The organism is Millionella massiliensis (genome assembly GCF_900104655.1).
GTDB lineage: Bacteria > Bacteroidota > Bacteroidia > Bacteroidales > Rikenellaceae > Rikenella > Rikenella massiliensis.
In genome coordinates, this window is record NZ_FNWD01000002.1 from 1,300,831 (window position 1) to 1,320,316 (window position 19,486).

The window sequence follows — 19,486 nt, forward strand, 5'->3', positions numbered from 1 at the left end:
GGCAAAAACGAAGGAGGCGGTTCCGGAAACCTCAGTGCGAGGTTTCGGAACCGCCTCCATTCGTAATAAACCCGTATATCCACGGGGCACGCTCAGCCACCACCTTTCAGAAAAGCCCCGCAATCGCCAGACCGACCGCACACGGCCATCAACTGATCTGGCTCAGATCGAACACCGTCTCTTTCTTGCGGTTCAGCCGCTCCAGCGCAGCCAGCAACAGCCGGTTGTCCGGATGCTGAAGTTGCGGGTCTTCGGCCAGGATCCGCTCGGCCACCGACCGCGCGTGTTCCAGTATATCGCCATCCTTGGCCAGATTTGCCACCTTGATGTCAATCCCCTGACCGCTCTGCGCCGTACCGTCAATGTCGCCCGCCCCACGCAGTTGCAGATCGAGTTCCGACAGCCGGAACCCGTCGGTGGTCGACACCATCGCCTCCATCCGCAGCCGCGCATCGCGCCCCAGGCGATCCTTCGTCATCAGGATGCAGTACGACTGTTCGGCCCCGCGTCCGACGCGCCCCCGCAACTGGTGCAGCTGTGACAACCCGAACCGTTCGGCGCTCTCGACCACCATCACCGTCGCGTTGGGGACATTCACCCCCACCTCGATCACCGTCGTCGAGATCAGAATCTGCGCCGTGCCCTGCTTGAAAAGTTCCATCCCGTAGTCCTTCAGTTTGGCCGGCATCTTGCCGTGCACCACCACGCTCGTATAGCGGGGCGGCGGGAACTCGCGGGCAATCACCTCGGCCCCGGCCTCCAGATTGGCCACATCCATCTTCTCCGACTCCTGGATCAACGGGTAGACGATATAGACCTGCCGTCCGCGTTCGATCTGCTCCCGCAGAAAGCCGAAGAGCCGCAACCGGTGCGACTCGGTGGCGTGCGACGTGTGGATCGGTTTACGGCCGGGCGGCAGCTCGTCGATCACCGACACGTCCAGATCGCCGTAGAGGGTCATCGCCAGCGTGCGCGGGATCGGCGTGGCCGTCATCACCAGCACGTGCGGCGGCAGCCCGCGGCTCTTGAGCCGCAACCGGGCCCGCTGCATCACCCCGAAGCGGTGCTGTTCGTCGATCACGACGAATCCCAGTCGGACAAACTGTACCGCATCCTCGATCAGCGCATGGGTACCGATCAGCAGGTCGATCGTACCGTCCAGCAATCGGCGTGCAATCTCTTCACGTTTTTTCTTGCGCGTACTGCCCGTGAGCAGTTCGACCCGCAAGCCGGTCCCTTCAACCTGTTCGGCCACCGACCGGTAGTGCTGCATGGCCAGGATTTCGGTCGGCGCCATGATTGCGCTCTGAAAACCGTTGTCGGCCGCAATCAGCACGCACAGCAGCGCCACGATCGTCTTGCCGCTGCCCACGTCGCCCTGCATCAGACGGTTCATCTGATGGCCGCTCACCATGTCGGCACGGATCTCCTTGATGACCCGCTGCTGGGCGCCGGTCAGCGCAAAGGGCATCCGCTCGCGGTAAAAGGTATGGAAACGCTCCCCCACGCGGGGCATCAGGTAGCCCTCGCTCTTCTCGGTGCGGACGCGCCGCTGGCCGAGCAGCTGGAGCTGAATGACGAACAGTTCTTCGAACTTCAGCCGCCGGATGGCCGCATGGAGCGCCTCGGCCGACGGCGGGAAATGAATGTCGTGCAACGCCCGCACGCGCCCCACCAGCCCCTCGCGTTCGAGCAGTCCGGCCGGGAGGGTCTCCGGAATGGCCTCCTTCACGGCCGCCCACAGGTTGCGCATCGTGTGGAACAGCGCCTTCGTCCCGAGCCCGATGGCGCTGAGGCGTTCGGTCGTGCTGTAGATGCCCTGCATCCCGACCGGCTCCTGCCCCTCGACCACGATGGGCGGTTCGAACTCCGGATGGACCATGTTCGGGCTGCCGTTGAAGATCGTGGGACGGCCGAAAAAGATATACTCGCGCCCGACCTCCAGTTTTTTCATCATATACTTGACGCCGCGGAACCAGACCATCTCCATCTCGCCCGTGTCGTCGGCCACCACCACGACCAGCCGCGCCTTGGGGCCGTGTCCGACGATCCCCATGTCGCGCACCCGCGCGCGGACCTGCACATACTGCGAAGCGAGCTCCTCGCCCACCTCGCCGATGCGATAGACCTTCGAACGGTCCACGTATCGGAACGGGATGTGCATCAGCAGGTCGCCGAAGGTCGATACGCCGATCTCCGAAGCGAGCACTTCGGCCCGTTTCTGCCCGATCCCGGTCAGGTACTGTATGGGTCTGTCGAGTATGCTGTCCATAGTCCTACGACAAAGATAAGATATTTCGGACGGTTTCCTTTTCGACCGGAGGGATGTATAAAAAGTGCGGCACGAAGGTTGCACCGGATGAAAAACAGTTATATTTGTAGGGAAAGCACCCCCCGGCCGGCCACCAACCACAGTCGCCCGGGCGCCCTGCCCGACCTCACCCAATCAGTTTTTCCGACCATGAAACGACTGACACTCCTCCCGATCCTGGCTATCCTGCTGTGGGTGGCCCACAGCACCCCGGCTCAGTCCCAGACGGTCCAGACCGCCTTCCAACCCGGCGAAGAACTCTCCTACACCGCCAGTTACAGCGCCGCCATACTGACCACCGACGTGGCCACCATCACCTTCCGCACCACGGAAGACAAACTCGACGGCATCCCCTGCTACCGCATCTACGCCCACGGCCTGACCCAACCCTTCTACTCCGTCTTTTTCAAGATGGACGATGTCTACGAGACCTGGCTCGAACAATCCACCCTGCGCCCCGTGCTGGCCACCTCCGAAATCAAGGAGGGCAGCTACCGCTACCGCAGCCGTCTGGCCTTCAACTGGAAAGCCGGACTGGTCTACACCTTCGGCAAGAACCTCAAAAAAGGATACGAACGCGGACGCACCATGAACGTCACGACCGCCGACTTCGACCCCGTGGCCCACTTCTTCAACCTGCGGAGCATGGCCTCGACCGGCAACATGCAGGTCGGCCAAAAAGGACGGCTCAACCTGGTGATGGTCGACACGATCCGCACCGTCGAATACAAATTCCTGGGCCGCGAGATCATCGACGCCCCCGCCACCGGCCCCGTGCGGTGTCTGAAGTTCACCTGCCAGCTGGCCCCCGGCGATGCCGAGTCGTTTCAGGAAGGGACCGACTTTTTCATCTGGATCTCGGACGACGAGAACCGCATTCCCGTCTACCTCGAGACCCCGATCCGCGTGGGCAGCGTCCAGGCCACGCTGACCGGCTGGAAAAACCTGGCCCACCCCTTCAGTTCCCGGCTCAAGCCGTGATCCCGCGCAACCCGCAACCGTGCATCTCGGGCCACGTTTCCGCCCGACACGCCCACTGTTCGCTTCGATAACCCCATACCACCACACCCAACGATGTCACTGACCAATACGTTACTTACCACCATCTACTCCAAACGCCTCCGAGCCATCGAACGCTTCAGGCGCCACCCGTGGGACGTGCAGCTCGAACAGTTCCGTCTGCTGATGAGCTACGGCGCCCGCACCGAATACTTCCGGCGCTACGACCTCAACGAATTCTGCACCGTCGAGAAGTTCCAGCAGACGCTACCGGTGGTCAGCTACGACGACATCCAGCACGACGTCGAACGGATCCGCAGCGGCGAGTCCGACCTCTTCTGGCCCGGCAAGGTGGAGTGGTTCGCCAAATCGTCCGGCACCACCGGCGACCGCAGCAAATATATCCCCATCACCCGCGACTCGCTCAACCAGTGTCACTTCCGCGGCGGGCGCGACGCCATGGCCCTCTTCGCCGACAGCAATCCCGACAGCAAGGCCTTCAGCGGCAAGACCCTCACCCTGGGCGGCAGCCACCGGCTCGACACGCTGGGCGGCGGTGCCCAGTGCGGCGACCTCTCGGCCATCCTGATCCACAACGCCCCCCGATGGGTCAACTGGGTGCGCGAACCCTCGCTGCGCGAGGCGCTGATCCCCGACTTCGAGAAGAAAGTCGAAGCCATCTGCCGCCGATGCTCGCGCCAGCATGTTACCGCCTTTGCCGGCGTACCGTCGTGGAACCTCGTGCTGATGAGCCGCATGATCGAATACGCCGGTGCCGACACCCTGCTCGACGTCTGGCCCGACCTGTCGCTCTTCATCCACGGCGGCGTCAGCTTCACCCCCTACCGCGAACAGTACCAGCGCCTGATCCCCTCGGACCGCATGCGCTACATGGAGACCTACAACGCCTCCGAAGGGTTCTTCGCCATGCAGGACGACCTCGCCACGCGCGACATGCTGCTGATGCTCGACTACGGCATCTTCTACGAATTCCTGCCGATGAAGGATCTCCACGACCCCACCAAAGCCATTCCGCTCTCCGAAGTGCAGACCGGCGTCAACTACGCCCTCATCATCAGCACCAACGGCGGGCTGTGGCGCTACATGATCGGCGACACCGTGGAGTTCACCAGCCTCAACCCCTACAAAATCCGCATCACCGGCCGTACGAAGAGCTACATCAACGCCTTCGGCGAAGAGATCATCATCGACAACGCCGAACGCGCCATCGCCGCCGCCTGCCAGGTCACCGGAGCCAAAGTGCTCGACTACACCGCCGCGCCCGTCTTCATGGAGGGCAACGCCAAGGGCAGCCACGAATGGCTCGTCGAGTTCGATACCGACCCGAGCGACGTGCTGCTGTTTGCCGAAGTGCTCGACCGCACCCTACAGGAGGTCAACTCCGACTACGCCGCCAAACGGTTCAAGGACACCACGCTGCGTCCGCCGCGACTGGTCGTAGCGCGTCGCGGCACCTTCTACCGATGGATGGAAGAGCGTCAGAAACTCGGCGGCCAAAACAAAGTGCCCCGCCTGGCCAACGATCGCCGCTACATGGACGAATTGCTCCGTATCAACGCCCTCTAAGCCGGGCCGACCGGGAACTGCCCCGGCACCCTGCCACCGAGCAGAACACTGAGCAACACCGATACGCCCCCTGGAGCGCCTACGAGTGACGCTGAGAGCGGCAGATGACAAGGTTTAGTCCCGGTGCAACACCCGACGCCCTATCCGAAGCGACACTCGGAGCAATACCCGGAGCAACACCCCGGCCGACACTCAGCTCGGCACACCAGGAAACATTTTCGGTGTTTCCTCAGGGAGATGCCGCCCCTTTTGTACTGTTGCAGTCGTGAGCGCTGCAACCCACCAGCCCCGCACTGCCCCTCCGGCCCGCCGGACGCGGCAGATGCAGCCACCGTGTCCCATACGGCGGACACCCCGAACCATACCCACCCGAATCATGTACATAGCCATAGCCGGAAATATCGGAAGCGGGAAGACCTACCTCACCGAGCTGCTCAGCCAGCGACTCGGTTGGGAAGCCCGTTACGAAGAGTCCGAGAACCCCTACATCGGCGACTTCTACGAAGACATGCGCCGCTGGGCCTTCAACCTGCAGATCTACTTCCTCGGCAAGCGCCAGCGGCAGATCGACAGCATCGCCGCCCTTCCCGCCGACCGCCACGTGGTGGTCGACCGCACGGTGTACGAAGACGCCTGTGTTTTCGCCACCAACCTCCATCAGAGCGGTCTGCTCTCCTCGCGCGACTACAACACCTACATGCAGCTCTACAACTTCACGGTTGCCAACCTGCTGCGCCCCACGTTGCTGGTCTACCTGCGTGCCTCGGTTCCGACCCTCGTGAGCCAGATCCAGCGTCGCGGCCGCGTCTACGAAACCGCCATCGACAGCACCTACCTCGAAGGGCTCAACCAGCTCTACGAAGCGTGGATCGGCACCTACGAAGGCCCCAAACTCATCGTTGACGTGGACCACGAAGATTTCGTCACCGACCCCGCCGCCCGGGAAAACATCCTGACCCACATCGAACAGCTGATCCATGGCCACCACGAATAACCCCATCCCCCTGCCCGCCGCCTTCCTCGAAACCACCGCCTCCCGCCTGCCCGGTCTGGCCGAGAGCCTCGACAGCGAATCGCCCGTCAGCATCCGGCTCAACCCCTTCAAGCCAGGCCGCTCGATGCCCGAAGGCCGTCCCGTTCCGTGGGCCGAGCCCGGCGAAGCCCTCTACCTCGACAGCCGCCCCCTGTTCACCGCCGACCCCGTCTTCCACGGCGGCGCCTACTACGTGCAAGAGGCCGGTTCGATGTTCATCGGTTGGCTGCTGCGCCGCCTGCTGCCTGAGCTCGACACCCCCGCACCCCGCCTGCTCGACCTGTGCGCCGCACCCGGCGGAAAAACCACCCACCTGGCCTCGATCGCAGGGCCGGAGAGCGTCGTGGTCGCCAACGAAGTGATCCGCACCCGCGCCAAAATCCTGGCCGAAAACGTCCAGAAGTGGGGTACCGGCAACGTAGCCGTCACCTCGGACGACCCCGCGGCATTCGGCCAGCGTCTGCCCGACTACTTCGACCTCATTCTGGTCGACGCCCCCTGTTCCGGCGAGGGGATGTTCCGCAAGGACCACACCGCCCGCGCCGAGTGGTCGCCCGACAACGTGCAACTCTGTGCCGCACGTCAGCGCCGTATCGTCAGCGACGTTTGGGAGGCCCTACGCCCCGGCGGCATTCTGATCTACAGCACCTGCACCTTCAACGACGCCGAAGACGAGGCCAACGCACAATGGATCGCCGACGAGCTGGGCGGAGAGTTTCTCACCTTCGACGACCTCCCCTCCGGAATCGTCACCGGCCCCGACGGCACCGCCCCGGTCGGCTGGCACTTCTACCCCCACCGCGTTGCGAGCGAAGGGTTCTACGCCGCCGTCATCCGCAAGCATGACGCCCAGCACCGATCCGGAGGCAAAGTCAAAGCCGCCAAAAGCCTCGTCCCGGTCTCCCGGGCCGATCTGGGAGCCCTCACCCGATGGCTCGCACCGGAGAGCGCCCTAAGTCGCTTCGCCACCGGTCGCGACGGCATGACCTACGGCTTTTCCGAAGCCCTGCACGATACCGTATCGACGCTGCTGAACGGACACTTCACGCTGCTCTACTCGGGCGTTCAGCTCGGCACCCTGATCCGCGGCGAACTCAAACCCGAACACGCCCTGGCCCTCTACTACGCCGTCTCACGCAAGGCCATACCCGCCGCCGACCTCCCGGAAGCCGCCGCCCTCGAATACCTCCGCAAGGGCACCTCGACCGAACTGCTCCCCGTCTCCACCTTCGCCCCGGGACTGAACCTCGTCACCTGTCGCGACATCGCCTTGGGCTGGGCCAAACGCATCGGCAACCGATACAACAACCTCTACCCCGCCCCCTGGCGTATCCTGCATTACTAAGTCTCCGGAGTGGCCGACACACCCAAGGCAGGGAAACGGCAGAAACCCGTTTCCCTGCCCTATCTCGCAGCTCACCCCATTCGGAGACATGTACACCCACGCGACAGGCGGGACTCCATCCCCTCTTTTTCCCGACTCCCCGTCGGCACACGACACACCAAACAACCGAAAAAAGTGTTACCTTTGAAGGAGGTATGGCAAAACAGAATTTCAAAGAGGTACAACAGCAGGCGCGACAGATCCTGACCGCCCTTTCGGACGGTCGTTATGCGCCGCTCTACCTGCTGATGGGCGAAGAGGGGTTCTATACCGACAAAATCGCCAACTTCATCGCCACCCACGCGCTGAACGAGATGGAACGGGAGTTCAACCAGACGATCGTCTACGGCAAGGACACCGACGGAGGCGCCGTGGTCAACCTCTGCCGCCGCTACCCGATGATGAGCCAGCGTCAGGTCGTCATCGTACGTGAAGCCCAGGCGCTACGGAACTTCGACGCGCTGGGCCACTATGCCGCCGCGCCGCTGTCCAGCACCGTACTGGTTCTCTGCTACAAGGGCAAAAGCCTCGACAAACGTTCGGCCGTCTACAAACAGCTGTCCGGCTGCAAAGGCGCCGTGGTGCTCGAAAGTACCGCCCCGCGCGACTACGAAATGGACGGTTGGATTCGCGACCTGTTTGCCTCTCGTGGGTGCAAAATTGAGCCCAAAGCGGTTCAGATGATCGCCGACCACCTGGGTACCGAGCTGCAAAAGATCGACAACGAGGTCGAAAAACTCTTCACCCGCCTGCCGGAGGGTACGCGCGAGATCACGGCGACCCACATCGAACAGAATATCGGTATCAGCAAGGATTTCAACAACTTCGAACTGACTCACGCCCTCTCGGAACGGAACATGGCTCGCGCCCTGACCATCGCCGAGCACTTCGCCGCCGATCCGAAAGGGAATCCGCTTCCGGTGACCCTCGCCACACTGTTCAACCACTTCCAGCGCATCGTCACGCTCGGTATCGCCAAGTGGGAGAACCAACGCCAGGGTCGTCCCGCCATGAGCGGCCTGTCGGAGATGGAGATCGCCCGACTGCTGAAACTCCCGGCCCCGTTTTTCGCCCGGGAATATATCACGGCCTCGGCCAACTATCCGAACACCAAGGTGTTCACCATCCTGGGCTGGCTGCGGGAATACGACATGAAGTCAAAAGGGATGAACGGCGGCTCGGCCGATCCCGGCGAGTTGCTCCGCGAACTGATTCTCCGCATCGCCACGATTTAAATCCCCCCAAATCCGTTCACAGCTTCCGTCTGTACATTTCAATTGGCAACAATTTTTCACATAAAACAGCAACAGACCTTTCCGAAATAAATTCTTTTTGAGGGTAACAAACAACCGGATGGCATACTGAATTTCTTCCCGCCTTACTCCATCCTCCCAAATCCTCTCGACCGTCACTGATCTCGCCTCACTCACGAGCCTGCACAGGCCATAATTTTCACAGTCTACAGCCATAAATCCTAAGGAAAAAGCTACCTTTGTAAAAATTAACGGGACGGTTGGCAGCGACAAATCTTCCCATATCTTTGGCGGTCTCTTCCAAACCTACCGACCGGCAAAAGAATAAGAAAACCTACTAACGATCCCGACAAAACTCATAGACGTGGACTATCAACAGATCATACAACAAATTCGGGAAATCTACCCGACATATGCCGCCCAGGGTTTTGTGCCACTCCACGCGGCCACCTTTGCCGGCAATGAAAAAAAATACCTGAACGAATGCATCGACACCACCTTTGTTTCCAGCGTTGGTGAATTCGTCAATCGCTTTGAACGCGAAGTAGCAGCCTACACCGGAGCGGCACGGGCTGTCGTTTGCGTCAGCGGCACCAACGGCCTGCACATGGCATTAATGCTGGCTGGCGTGGAACGCAACGATGAGGTCATCACCCAACCCCTGACTTTCATCGCCACCGCCAATGCCATCTCCTACTGCGGAGCTCATCCGGTTTTCCTCGATGTCGATCGGGATACGATGGGACTCTCGCCGGTCAAAATGCGCCAATGGCTCGAGAACCACGCCGAAATCCGCGACGGACACTGCTATAACCGCAATTCCGGACGACGCATCCAAGCCTGCGTCCCCATGCACACCTTCGGTCACCCGGTACATCTGGACGAATTGGTGGAGTTGTGTCGAGAGTGGCACATCGAACTGGTGGAAGATGCCGCTGAAAGCATCGGTTCACTCTACAAAGGGCGCCACACCGGAACCTTCGGGCGGGTGGGCATTCTGAGTTTCAACGGCAACAAGACCATCACGACCGGAGGGGGAGGCATGTTGCTCTTCAACGAAGAGAATATCGCACTTGCCGACCGGGCCAAACACCTCACCACTCAGGCCAAAATCCCGCACCGGTGGGAGTTCCGTCACGATGCTGTGGGGTACAACTACCGCATGCCGAACATCAATGCAGCCTTGGGATGCGCCCAATTGGAGACCCTGCCGCGCTTTTTGGCTTCCAAACGAGCCGTGGCTGCCGAATATCAGGCCTATTTTAACCGTCCCGAAGTAAAGTCCGCTACCGGGATCGAATTCTTCAGCGAACCGGCAGAGACACGCAGCAACTATTGGCTGAATGCAGTCATTCTGCCGTCACACGAGGCTCAGATTGACTTTTTGACCCAGACCAACGATAACGGCGTCATGACCCGTCCGATATGGGAACTGATGAACCGTCTGCCCATGTTCAGCGAAGCAGAATGCGGCGACCTCACCCAGGCCGAATGGTTCGCCGACCGTGTTGTGAACATCCCCAGCAGCGTCAGACTCTAAAAGCAATCCACAATATGGAGTCACTTATTCTGGTTGGCGGTGGAGGACATTGTAAATCCGTGATCGAAGCCATTGAATCGACCGGCCAATGGCAAATCATCGGGATTCTCGATGCTCCTCAAAACGTTGGAAAAACGGTACTCGGGTATCCAATTATCGGAACCGATGACCGTATTCCCGAACTGATCAGTCAACACCCCGGAGTACGCTTCGTGATCACCGTGGGGCACATCAAAACGGCCTCCATTCGAAAAAAAATAGCCGAACGCATCGTTCTTGCCGGAGGCTGTTTTGCGACCGTTATTGCATCAACAGCCCACGTATCAAAACACGCCTCTGTTGCACCCGGGACTGTCGTTCTTCACGGAGCCATGGTAAATGCCGGAGCGGAGATTGGAGAACAATGCATCATCAACACACTGGCCAACATCGAACACGATGCAAAGGTCGGTGCTTACTGCCACATATCGACCGGAGCCATGGTGAACGGAGACTGCCAAATCGAATCCGGCGTATTCCTGGGTTCACAAAGCGTCATGCTGAACGGAGCCCATATCGAAGGCGAAGGGTCCATCATCGCAGCCGGAAGTTTTGTGCGAAAAACACTGAAAGAGTCGGGAATATATGCCGGGAACCCGGCCATATTGATGAAAAAACTGTAAACAACCATGTCCGGACAAACCCTTATCATTGCCGAAGCTGGTGTCAATCACAACGGCTCGCTCGATCAGGCGCGCAAACTGATCGACGCCGCTGCTGCAGCCGGAGTGGACTACGTCAAATTCCAAACCTTCCGGGCAGAAAAGCTGGTTACGCAAGCGGCACGACAAGCTGAATACCAAAGCCGAAACATCGGAAGCGAAGATCAGTCTCAGTACCGGATGCTGAAGGCACTCGAACTGTCCGAGGAAGACCACCTCCAACTGATAGACCATTGTCGGCAATGCGGCGTGCACTTTCTTTCGACCGCTTTCGACCTCGACAGCATCGCATTTCTCGACACCCTGGCTTTACCCCTGTGGAAAATACCCAGTGGCGAGATCACCAACTTTCCTTATCTACGGGCCATCGGACGCTCAGGCAAACCTGTGATCCTATCGACCGGCATGGCTTCGCTCGACGAAGTCGGTCAGGCAATCGAAGTACTGACCCGCTTCGGTACACCTCGCGAGCAAATCACCCTGCTGCACTGTACCACCGAGTATCCGGCTCCCAAAGACCAGATTAACCTGCGAGCCATGCAAACCCTGTACCGACATTTCGGACTGCCCGCCGGGTATTCCGACCACACGCAAGGGATCGAGATACCGGTAGCTGCCGTAGCCATGGGCGCCACGGTGATTGAAAAGCATTTCACACTCGACCGAAACCTTCCCGGTCCTGACCATAAAGCATCGCTCGAACCCGACGAACTGGCCGAAATGGTACGACAGATCCGCAACATTGAAGCCGCATTGGGCAATGGCGTGAAGGAACCTTCAGAAGCCGAAAAGCCCAATATCCCGGTAGCCCGTAAATCGATCGTAGCCGCCCGCCCCATTACACGCGGTGAACTGCTGACCGAAGAGAACCTCACCGCCAAACGGCCCGGGAACGGCATAAGTCCGATGCTGTGGGAAACTGTCGTAGGCCAACGTGCCGTGCGAGACTTCGCCACCGACGAAGCCATTGAATTAGTATAACCAGCCCGGTTTATTCTGCATGATGACACACCGTAGAAAGATTTGCATTGTTACAGGTACCCGGGCCGAATGGGGACTACTGAGTCGTCTGGCCGGTCTGATCCAGGCCGACCCCGACCTCGTGCTGCAAATCGTAGCCACCAATATGCATTTATCTCCGAGGTACGGCGAGACCTATCGCGAGATTGAGGCCGACGGTTTCAACATCGACTACCGCGTCCCCATCATCGACGAATCCACCACCGACGATACTGCCCACACTACGGTACTGGAAATGAGTCGGGCCATATCCGGATTTGCCTCTGCCTATGACACCCTGCGTCCCGATCTGCTAGTCGTTTTGGGTGACCGATACGAGATTCTGGCAGCCGTAACGGCCGCTTTGATTTATAAAATTCCGGTCGCTCACCTGCACGGCGGGGAGATTACCGAAGGGGCCTTCGATGACGCCATCCGCCATGCGGTAACCAAAATGAGCTACCTGCATTTCACCTCGACCGAGACCTATCGCCAACGTGTGATTCAACTGGGCGAATCGCCCGACCGGGTGTTCAATGTAGGCGCCATCGGAGTCGATAACATCCGACAAATCCCCCTATGGTCCCAAACACAAACAGAGGAGAGTCTTGGCGGTTTCGTCCTTGACAAACAGACCGTACTGGTAACCTTCCACCCGGTAACGCTCGAAAACAATACGGCCGAACAACAGATCGAAGCCCTGCTGTCGGCCCTGGAGAGTTTTCCTCAACTCCGCGTACTCTTCACCATGCCCAATTCTGACACCGGAGGACGCGTAATTGCAGACCGCATTTGCCAATGGTGTGAAGAGCATCGCGACCGCTCCGTGTGGTTTACGTCACTGGGGCTGAAACGTTATCTCTCCGTACTGCAATATATCGGCGGAGTAGTCGGGAACTCCAGCAGCGGCATCCTCGAAGTCCCGAGCTTCCATATTCCGACCATCGACATCGGTGACCGCCAAAATGGTCGGCTTGCTGCTCCATCGGTAGTACATTGCCCACCTAAAAAACAGGCCATAATCGAAAAATTATCCTTACTTTTACAAGGAATGATTCCCGTCGAAGGCCAAAATCCGTACGAGCAACCCGACACGGCTCATCATATTTACCAGACCTTGAAAACAATCCCGTTAGAAGTCCAAAAACACTTCTACGACCTTTTTCCCAATCGATGAAAGATCATAAACGACATATAATCTATAACACCGAATCCATTCTCACGGGAATCCGGATGCTCAACGAGATCGCCGACGCGTTGTCATTAACTCTGTTTGTCGTTGATCCCCAGAGTATGCGGATGGTGGGTACCGTAACCGATGGTGACATCCGACGCGCACTGGCCCGGGGTTGTGGCCTGGACTGTTCGATCTGCGAAGTCATGAATCCCCGCTTTACGTTCATCGAAGAGGGGAATTTCGATCCGAACATTTTACGCTACATTCGTAAAATGCTGTTCAAGTTGGTCCCGATTCTCGATGCCGAAGGACATATAGTTCGGATTCTCAGTTTCGCAGACGGCCATTCCTATCTGCCTATCGATGCCGTATTGATGGCCGGAGGAAAAGGCGAGCGATTACGCCCCATGACCCTCACCACTCCCAAACCCCTGCTCGAAGTAGCCGGAAAACCGATCATCGACTACAACATTGACAATCTTCTCGGCCATGGAGTCGATCATATCAATGTGACGGTCAACTACCTTGCCGAGCAGATCGAGAATCACTTTGCCCAACCGATAGGCAACGGCGTACAGGTGAAATGCGTTCGCGAGCCGCAATACCTCGGTACAATGGGCTCGATTAAATTCATCACCGAATGGCACAACGATACCGTATTGGTGATGAATTCCGACCTGTTTACCAATATCGACCTGGAGGACTTCTATCTCCACTTCAAGAAGCACGACGCCGAGATGAGTGTCGCTGCCGTTCCCTATAACGTGAACGTACCTTACGGCATTTTTGAAATCGAGAATACCCGCGAGATCAAGGGCATTAAAGAGAAGCCCAACTTCCACTACTACGCCAATGCAGGCATCTATCTGATCAAGCGCAGTGTTCTGGATCGCATTCCGGAAGGCACGTTCTACAACGCGACAGACCTGATGGAACAACTGATTGCCGACAACTGCAAGGTAATCCGTTTCCCGCTTTCGGGCTACTGGATCGACATCGGCAAACCGGACGATTTCCGCAAAGTACAGGAACTGGCCCAACACATGAGTAAACTATAATTCACACAGGATGAACCTGCTGATCACCATCTGCGCCCGGGGAGGCAGTAAAGGGATCCCCGGCAAAAACATCAAACCGCTCTGCGGCCGTCCTCTGATTGGATATACCATCGAGACAGCCCGCAAGTTCGCGGCCCAATTTCCCGAAACCGACATCGCCCTCTCGACCGATTCAGAAGAGATCAAACGAGTAGCCGCTGAATGTGGGCTGGTTTCGGAATATACCCGTCCCGAGACACTGGCAGGCGACACCGTCGGAAAAATCGACGCCATCGCCGACATCGTCCGATTCAGCGAAGAACATCACCATAAACAGTATGATTTCATTCTGGATATGGACGTTACGTCCCCCCTGCGAAATGTCGACGACCTGAATGCCGCCTTTGCCCTGCTTCAGGCGGATCCCCAAGCCGTCAACCTGTTTTCAGTCAGCCCGGCAGGCCGCAGTCCCTACTTTAACATGGTAGAACGGAAAGAAAACGGATACTATGATAAAGTAAAATCGGTAGGTAATGTACTGTCCCGTCAGGCTGCTCCCAAAGTTTACGATCTAAACGCTTCGTTTTATTTCTACCGCCGCGCATTTTTTACCCTGGGATACAAGGGTGCCATAACGGATCGTTCACTCATCTACGAAGTTCCCCATATCTGTTTCGATCTGGATCATCCGATCGATTTCGAGATCATCTCCTATTTGATGGGGAACGACAAACTCGATTTCACATTATGAAAGTCGGCATTATAGGACTCGGCTCAATTGCCCGTAAACATATCGCAGCCCTGCGGTCTATCGATCCGCATACCCAATTCTGGGCATTGCGTCATCGACCGGGCAGTCCGGTCACCCCCGGAATTTCCGACCTTTACACCTTGCCTGACCTGGTAGCCGTTCGCCCGGACTTCATTATCATCTCCAACCCAACTGCTGCCCACTACGAAACCGTAAACGCCTTGGCCTCGAGTGGGATTCCGCTGTTCATCGAGAAACCCGTGTTCGACAGCATCACTCACCCGCTGCCCCAAGTGCAAGGCATGACCTACGTTGCCTGCAACTTACGTTTTCTCGACAGCTTGCGCTGGGTAAAACAGCATCTGACCAACCGAAGCATCAATGAAGTAAACGTCTATTGTGGTTCCTACTTGCCAGAATGGCGTCCCCAGGCTCCCGACTGGCGTAAGATATACAGTGCCAACCGCGACATGGGAGGAGGCGTACATATCGACCTGATACACGAGATAGACTATGTTTACTGGCTGTTCGGAGCCCCGCAAAAGGTTCACAAAACCTTTCGCAACGTATCCTCGCTCCAGATCGACGCCTGGGACTATGCCAATTATTGTTTGGAATACCCTACCTTTGCCGTAAGCATTGTACTAAACTACTACCGGCGTGACTATCGCAGGACCTTGGAAATACTTTTGGATGATGCAACGTGGCAAGTTGATTTGGCGAAGAACACAGTCTGCAACCTTACAACGGGCCAACTGTTATTCGAGAGCCAACAACGGTTTCCCGAAACCTACGAAGCTCAAATGCACGATTTTTTACATCGCATGCACACCAAGCACTCCGAACCATTCAACACGATCGCCGAAGCATACGATGTTTTACGAATTTGCCTAGAATAAAAGTTAAGATATGAAACTTGAAGGAAAGATCATCCTGATCACAGGTAGCGGAGGACTGATCGGTCGTGAAGTAACACGATACTGCCGCGAAAGCGGTGCGACGGTGATTGGGGTTGATTATGCAATTAATCGATGGGGAGAATCTCCGGATATAACAGCAGACATAACCGATCCGTCAGTTATAGAGCAACTGGTCCATGATGTTCACGCCCGGTATGGCCGCATAGATGGCTTAGTGAATGCCGCTTATCCGAGAACAAAAGATTGGGGAACAAAATTCGAAGATGTTCCCTACGAGAGCTGGCAGCAGAACGTCGAGATGCAGTTAAACGCCGTATTCCTGATTTGCCAAAAGGTACTGGCCATCATGAAAGAACAGCAGAGCGGTTCGATTGTCAATTTCGGATCAATCTACGGCGTGGTAGGCAACGATTTTACAATCTACGAATCGTATGGAGGGACCTCTCCTGCGGGTTATTCTGCAATTAAAGGAGGGATTATCAACTTTTCACGATACCTGGCCTCCTATTTCGGGAAGTACGGCATCCGCGTCAACTGCGTATCACCAGGGGGCGTATTTGACAACCAGCGTCAGGAATTCGTAGAAGCATACTGCCACAAGTCTCCCCTCAAACGCATGGCCCGCCCCGAAGAGATGGCTCCGGCCGTAGCCTTTTTATTATCCGACGAGGCCAGTTTCATCACCGGCCACAATTTAATGGTCGATGGCGGCTGGACCGCAATATAAACTATTACAAAGAAGAACCATGGAACTATCAATGCCAATCAGTAGCATTAAGCGACTGACAGGTCGTCAGATAGATACGTTATTTATGGGAAGTGCTGATGACAATAGCTTAATAGACCACTACATTCAACAAGCAATCATTCGATGTGAGCAATGCTTTAGTCGAACCCCCAATAAATACTATCAAAAGAACGGCACTCCTTATTTCAACCCTTACCACTCTGTCCAATATATGATATATCTATATTATTTAGCCAACAGTATATATCAAGAAAAGGGTTGCTGCGCCACATGTGATAAACTATACTATTTAAACAAAGTACTCAATGGACTAGATCTATTTTATGCGGTTCAGATGCCCGTTTTTTTTATGGCAGAGCATCCGGTGGGAAGCGTTATCGGAAGAGCTACCATAGGTAACGGCTTTATGTTTTACCAAAATTGTACAGTAGGAGGTTTTCACTTACCCAATAAGACAATAGCCTACCCAACAATAGGGAATAACGTAAAAATGTTCGCAGGTTCGTCCATTATTGGTAATTGCCACATTGGTAATGAAGTCAATGTTGGTGCAGGTGCCTTAATCAAGAACCAAGATGTGCCCGACTGTTCAAATGTTTTTGGACAATCTCCAAATTTAATCATAAAACCGATAAAAAAGGAAGGTAATCCTCCCTCACACCTTCATGAAAACTTCAATGATTACAAATGTATATAATGCAATGATTTCAGCCATACTATGACTTGCTTCTACACTTATAGTTGTCTTTTCATTGACTAAAATTACATTAACACGGAAGCCGCCTTCCATGACAAACAAGGGAAGCTATTCAATACACTAAGTATTTTCAAATCAAATAACGGGAACCTCATGACAAGAAGGAATGATATTACACATCTTTACGAACAAGAAACATATATACACAGAGGCCTCAAGGAACAAAGAAACACAACGTGATACCCACAAAAGAATCAAATAAACCTCGATGGATACACCTATCAATAAATAAATGAATAATTTTCAGATAGGTGATGAAAGACAATATATACCTAGTCTTTTAATTCACAAGATTCTAACTCAAAAGCAAACACCTCACATGGAAGTTCAACATATTGCAATCATCGGTGCCGGTCAATTGGGAAGCCGTCACCTGCAGGGATTAAAACTCGCACAGATACCCATGCGTATCCAAATTGTCGATAATTCCGAGCAATCACTACAAATTGCTCGCGAACGCTACGAACAAGTCGAGCCCAATCCTAAAATCGAATCAATCGAATACCAGACAGCCATTGACTCGCTCTCGCAAGATCTCGACCTTGTCATCATTGCGACAGGTTCCAAACCTCGCGCAGCCATCATATCGGAGTTGCTAGCTAAAAAAGCTGTTAAGAACTTGATTCTAGAAAAAGTACTTTTCCCCACTCTCAACCAATATGAACAAGTCCAAGACCTGCTCCAAACACACGGGCTACTGGACCATACGTGGATCAATTGTACCCGCCGTACATTTGAAGGATATAAAAAATTAAAAGCAGAATTAGCGGGAGCAAAAGAAATAAACTACACCAAAAGCGGTACCGACTGGGGTTTAGGATGTAATGCGATTCATTTTATCGATCATTATGCATTTCTGAGCGGAGATACCGAATTGCCCCTATTTGACGTAACCCAACTTGATCCGATAGTCCACAACAGTAAAAGAGCTGGATATGTTGAGTTTACAGGCACCATCAAGGCCACTACATCCAAAGGAAATCAAATAGCGATTACCTCGGCCTCGACAGAAACTCCGAATAAACTTATGCTTATTGCAGATGGAGTACGCTACGACATTGATGAGACAACCGATCAAATTACGCGTAACGGACAGTTGTGGGGTAAAATCGGAATGAAATTCCAGAGTGGACTGACTGGTATAGTAACAGAAGACATTTTATTACGCCAGCATTCCGACTTAACCCCCTACTTGGAATCCACCAACTACCACTTAGCCTTATTGAAACCGTTAATTCAACTTTACAACCAATTAACCGGTAAAAACGAAGACAACTGTCCCATAACATAAACAGAAATCAGTATGACACAACAAAAAATATGGCTTATCGGAGCAGGAGGGATCGGCTATGAATATGCACGTATTCTAAGTTCGTTACAGGTAGATTACATTGTTATCGGTCGTGGAGAAGAATCTGCGCAAACTTTGGAAACAAAAATGGCCGAACATGGCTACGTGTTACCTGCACCCGTGGTTCGGGGAGGGCTAACTGCATTTCTGAAGAGTAAGCCTCAACTACCTACATCTGTAATTGTTGCCCTACCAATTGACCAACTACAACCAGCCGCTCTTGAGTTACTGAATTATGGAGTTAAAAGGATTTTATTGGAAAAACCGGGTTTCGGAGCGTTAACCGAATTGGAGGAACTAGTCGCCGCAACGCGTCAGCACGAGGCTACAGTTTTACTGGCCTATAATCGCCGTTTTTACAGTTCTGTACTGAAAGCCGAGGAAATTATCGCCACTGATGGCGGAGTAGTTTCGTTCAATTTTGAATTTACGGAATGGACCCATACTATCAACCCAAACAACTATGCAGCTGTAGCGGCTTCACACTGGTTATTGGGTAATTCGTCTCATGTGATCGACACGGCTTTCTTCTTAGGGGGACAACCAAAGCAAATAAGTTGCTATCGTGCAGGAGAAGGAAACTTATCATGGCATCCAACAGCCTCCATATTTGCAGGTGCAGGAGTTAGTGATCGAGGAGCACTCTTTTCCTACCAAGCAGCATGGCAGTCTCCGGGGCGATGGGTAGTAGAGGTTCTGACCCGTAAACATCGACTCTACTTTAAACCAATGGAAACTCTTCAAGTACAAGAATTAGGATCTGTAGCAATAGCTCCGGTTGAAATAGACAACCAACTTGACTTGAATTATAAGCCAGGTTTTTACTTACAAACACGAGCATTTATCTCGGGAGATCATACCAGATTCTGCACCATCGAACAGCAACTGACCCATTTAGACAGTTATTACAAGGCTATGAGCGGGTATATCAATTAAAT

17 protein-coding genes are annotated in these 19,486 nt (G+C 55.0%); 16 read left to right on the forward strand and 1 reads right to left on the reverse strand.

The genetic code is table 11. The annotated features are described in order from the left end of the window. Window positions 1-148 precede the first annotated feature (148 nt). Complete coding sequence (gene recG, locus BQ5379_RS05135; RefSeq protein ID WP_071134445.1) at window positions 149-2,272, reverse strand: ATP-dependent DNA helicase RecG; 2,124 nt, start codon at window positions 2,270-2,272, stop codon at window positions 149-151. Window positions 2,273-2,461: 189 nt separating this feature from the next. Here recG and BQ5379_RS05140 point away from each other — a divergent pair, with 189 nt between their 5' ends. The 16 genes from BQ5379_RS05140 to BQ5379_RS05210 all read left to right on the forward strand — a co-directional run bounded on the left by BQ5379_RS05140 (window position 2,462) and on the right by BQ5379_RS05210 (window position 19,484). Next, window positions 2,462-3,292, forward strand: a complete 831-nt coding sequence (locus tag BQ5379_RS05140; protein ID WP_071134446.1) for a DUF3108 domain-containing protein — start codon at window positions 2,462-2,464, stop codon at window positions 3,290-3,292. A 93-nt stretch (window positions 3,293-3,385) separates the two neighbouring features. Continuing rightward, window positions 3,386-4,897, forward strand: a complete 1,512-nt coding sequence (locus BQ5379_RS05145) for a GH3 auxin-responsive promoter family protein (protein WP_071134447.1) — start codon at window positions 3,386-3,388, stop codon at window positions 4,895-4,897. A 376-nt stretch (window positions 4,898-5,273) separates the two neighbouring features. After that, window positions 5,274-5,891 carry a deoxynucleoside kinase gene (locus BQ5379_RS05150; protein WP_071134448.1) on the forward strand — a complete coding sequence of 206 codons (618 nt, stop codon included), beginning with the start codon at window positions 5,274-5,276 and terminating at the stop codon, window positions 5,889-5,891. Further along, window positions 5,875-7,275, forward strand: coding sequence for a methyltransferase RsmF C-terminal domain-like protein (locus BQ5379_RS05155; protein WP_083377600.1), 1,401 nt, complete (start codon window positions 5,875-5,877; stop codon window positions 7,273-7,275). Before BQ5379_RS05150 ends, BQ5379_RS05155 begins: the two co-directional genes overlap by 17 nt. A gap of 194 nt (window positions 7,276-7,469) precedes the next feature. Further along, window positions 7,470-8,549: a DNA polymerase III subunit delta gene (gene holA / locus BQ5379_RS05160; protein ID WP_071134449.1), complete on the forward strand. Its 1,080-nt coding sequence runs from the start codon at window positions 7,470-7,472 to the stop codon at window positions 8,547-8,549. Between the two features lie 382 nt (window positions 8,550-8,931). Continuing rightward, window positions 8,932-10,107, forward strand: a complete 1,176-nt coding sequence (locus BQ5379_RS05165; RefSeq protein ID WP_071134450.1) for a LegC family aminotransferase — start codon at window positions 8,932-8,934, stop codon at window positions 10,105-10,107. A gap of 14 nt (window positions 10,108-10,121) precedes the next feature. Further along, window positions 10,122-10,769, forward strand: a complete 648-nt coding sequence (locus BQ5379_RS05170) for an acetyltransferase (protein WP_071134451.1) — start codon at window positions 10,122-10,124, stop codon at window positions 10,767-10,769. Window positions 10,770-10,775: 6 nt separating this feature from the next. Next, the gene (gene neuB / locus BQ5379_RS05175) at window positions 10,776-11,789 is read left to right on the forward strand and encodes an N-acetylneuraminate synthase (protein WP_071134452.1); all 1,014 of its coding nucleotides are present in this window, start codon (window positions 10,776-10,778) and stop codon (window positions 11,787-11,789) included. 22 nt (window positions 11,790-11,811) lie between these two features. After that, window positions 11,812-12,984, forward strand: coding sequence for a UDP-N-acetylglucosamine 2-epimerase (gene neuC / locus BQ5379_RS05180; protein WP_071135554.1), 1,173 nt, complete (start codon window positions 11,812-11,814; stop codon window positions 12,982-12,984). Further along, entirely contained in the window at window positions 12,981-14,042 is a 1,062-nt protein-coding gene (locus tag BQ5379_RS05185) for a nucleotidyltransferase family protein (protein ID WP_071134453.1), read from the forward strand. The genes neuC and BQ5379_RS05185 overlap by 4 nt, the downstream gene beginning before the upstream one ends. 10 nt (window positions 14,043-14,052) lie before the next feature. Next, window positions 14,053-14,772, forward strand: coding sequence for an acylneuraminate cytidylyltransferase family protein (locus BQ5379_RS05190; protein WP_071134454.1), 720 nt, complete (start codon window positions 14,053-14,055; stop codon window positions 14,770-14,772). After that, window positions 14,769-15,671 (forward strand): Gfo/Idh/MocA family protein, encoded by a 903-nt coding sequence (locus tag BQ5379_RS05195; protein WP_071134455.1) that lies wholly within the window; start codon window positions 14,769-14,771, stop codon window positions 15,669-15,671. The genes BQ5379_RS05190 and BQ5379_RS05195 overlap by 4 nt, the downstream gene beginning before the upstream one ends. Before the next feature lie 10 nt (window positions 15,672-15,681). Further along, the gene (locus tag BQ5379_RS05200) at window positions 15,682-16,419 is read left to right on the forward strand and encodes an SDR family oxidoreductase (protein ID WP_071134456.1); all 738 of its coding nucleotides are present in this window, start codon (window positions 15,682-15,684) and stop codon (window positions 16,417-16,419) included. 19 nt (window positions 16,420-16,438) lie between these two features. Further along, the gene (locus BQ5379_RS11010) at window positions 16,439-17,137 is read left to right on the forward strand and encodes an LbetaH domain-containing protein (protein WP_083377601.1); all 699 of its coding nucleotides are present in this window, start codon (window positions 16,439-16,441) and stop codon (window positions 17,135-17,137) included. A 292-nt stretch (window positions 17,138-17,429) separates the two neighbouring features. Then, window positions 17,430-18,488 carry a Gfo/Idh/MocA family oxidoreductase gene (locus BQ5379_RS05205; RefSeq protein WP_083377602.1) on the forward strand — a complete coding sequence of 353 codons (1,059 nt, stop codon included), beginning with the start codon at window positions 17,430-17,432 and terminating at the stop codon, window positions 18,486-18,488. Window positions 18,489-18,500: 12 nt separating this feature from the next. After that, a complete protein-coding gene (locus BQ5379_RS05210; protein ID WP_071134458.1) occupies window positions 18,501-19,484 on the forward strand; it encodes a Gfo/Idh/MocA family oxidoreductase in 984 nt (327 codons plus the stop codon). Window positions 19,485-19,486 lie beyond the last annotated feature (2 nt).

Bases quoted from the DNA above. Each gene is read 5' to 3' on its own strand.
- recG (WP_071134445.1), bottom strand. From the start codon at position 2,272: ATGGACAGCATACTCGACAGACCCATACAGTACCTGACCGGGATCGGG.
- BQ5379_RS05140 (WP_071134446.1), top strand. From the start codon at position 2,462: ATGAAACGACTGACACTCCTCCCGATCCTGGCTATCCTGCTGTGGGTG.
- BQ5379_RS05145 (WP_071134447.1), top strand. From the start codon at position 3,386: ATGTCACTGACCAATACGTTACTTACCACCATCTACTCCAAACGCCTC.
- BQ5379_RS05150 (WP_071134448.1), top strand. From the start codon at position 5,274: ATGTACATAGCCATAGCCGGAAATATCGGAAGCGGGAAGACCTACCTC.
- BQ5379_RS05155 (WP_083377600.1), top strand. From the start codon at position 5,875: ATGGCCACCACGAATAACCCCATCCCCCTGCCCGCCGCCTTCCTCGAA.
- holA (WP_071134449.1), top strand. From the start codon at position 7,470: ATGGCAAAACAGAATTTCAAAGAGGTACAACAGCAGGCGCGACAGATC.
- BQ5379_RS05170 (WP_071134451.1), top strand. From the start codon at position 10,122: ATGGAGTCACTTATTCTGGTTGGCGGTGGAGGACATTGTAAATCCGTG.
- neuB (WP_071134452.1), top strand. From the start codon at position 10,776: ATGTCCGGACAAACCCTTATCATTGCCGAAGCTGGTGTCAATCACAAC.
- neuC (WP_071135554.1), top strand. From the start codon at position 11,812: ATGACACACCGTAGAAAGATTTGCATTGTTACAGGTACCCGGGCCGAA.
- BQ5379_RS05185 (WP_071134453.1), top strand. From the start codon at position 12,981: ATGAAAGATCATAAACGACATATAATCTATAACACCGAATCCATTCTC.
- BQ5379_RS05190 (WP_071134454.1), top strand. From the start codon at position 14,053: ATGAACCTGCTGATCACCATCTGCGCCCGGGGAGGCAGTAAAGGGATC.
- BQ5379_RS05195 (WP_071134455.1), top strand. From the start codon at position 14,769: ATGAAAGTCGGCATTATAGGACTCGGCTCAATTGCCCGTAAACATATC.
- BQ5379_RS05200 (WP_071134456.1), top strand. From the start codon at position 15,682: ATGAAACTTGAAGGAAAGATCATCCTGATCACAGGTAGCGGAGGACTG.
- BQ5379_RS11010 (WP_083377601.1), top strand. From the start codon at position 16,439: ATGGAACTATCAATGCCAATCAGTAGCATTAAGCGACTGACAGGTCGT.
- BQ5379_RS05205 (WP_083377602.1), top strand. From the start codon at position 17,430: ATGAATAATTTTCAGATAGGTGATGAAAGACAATATATACCTAGTCTT.
- BQ5379_RS05210 (WP_071134458.1), top strand. From the start codon at position 18,501: ATGACACAACAAAAAATATGGCTTATCGGAGCAGGAGGGATCGGCTAT.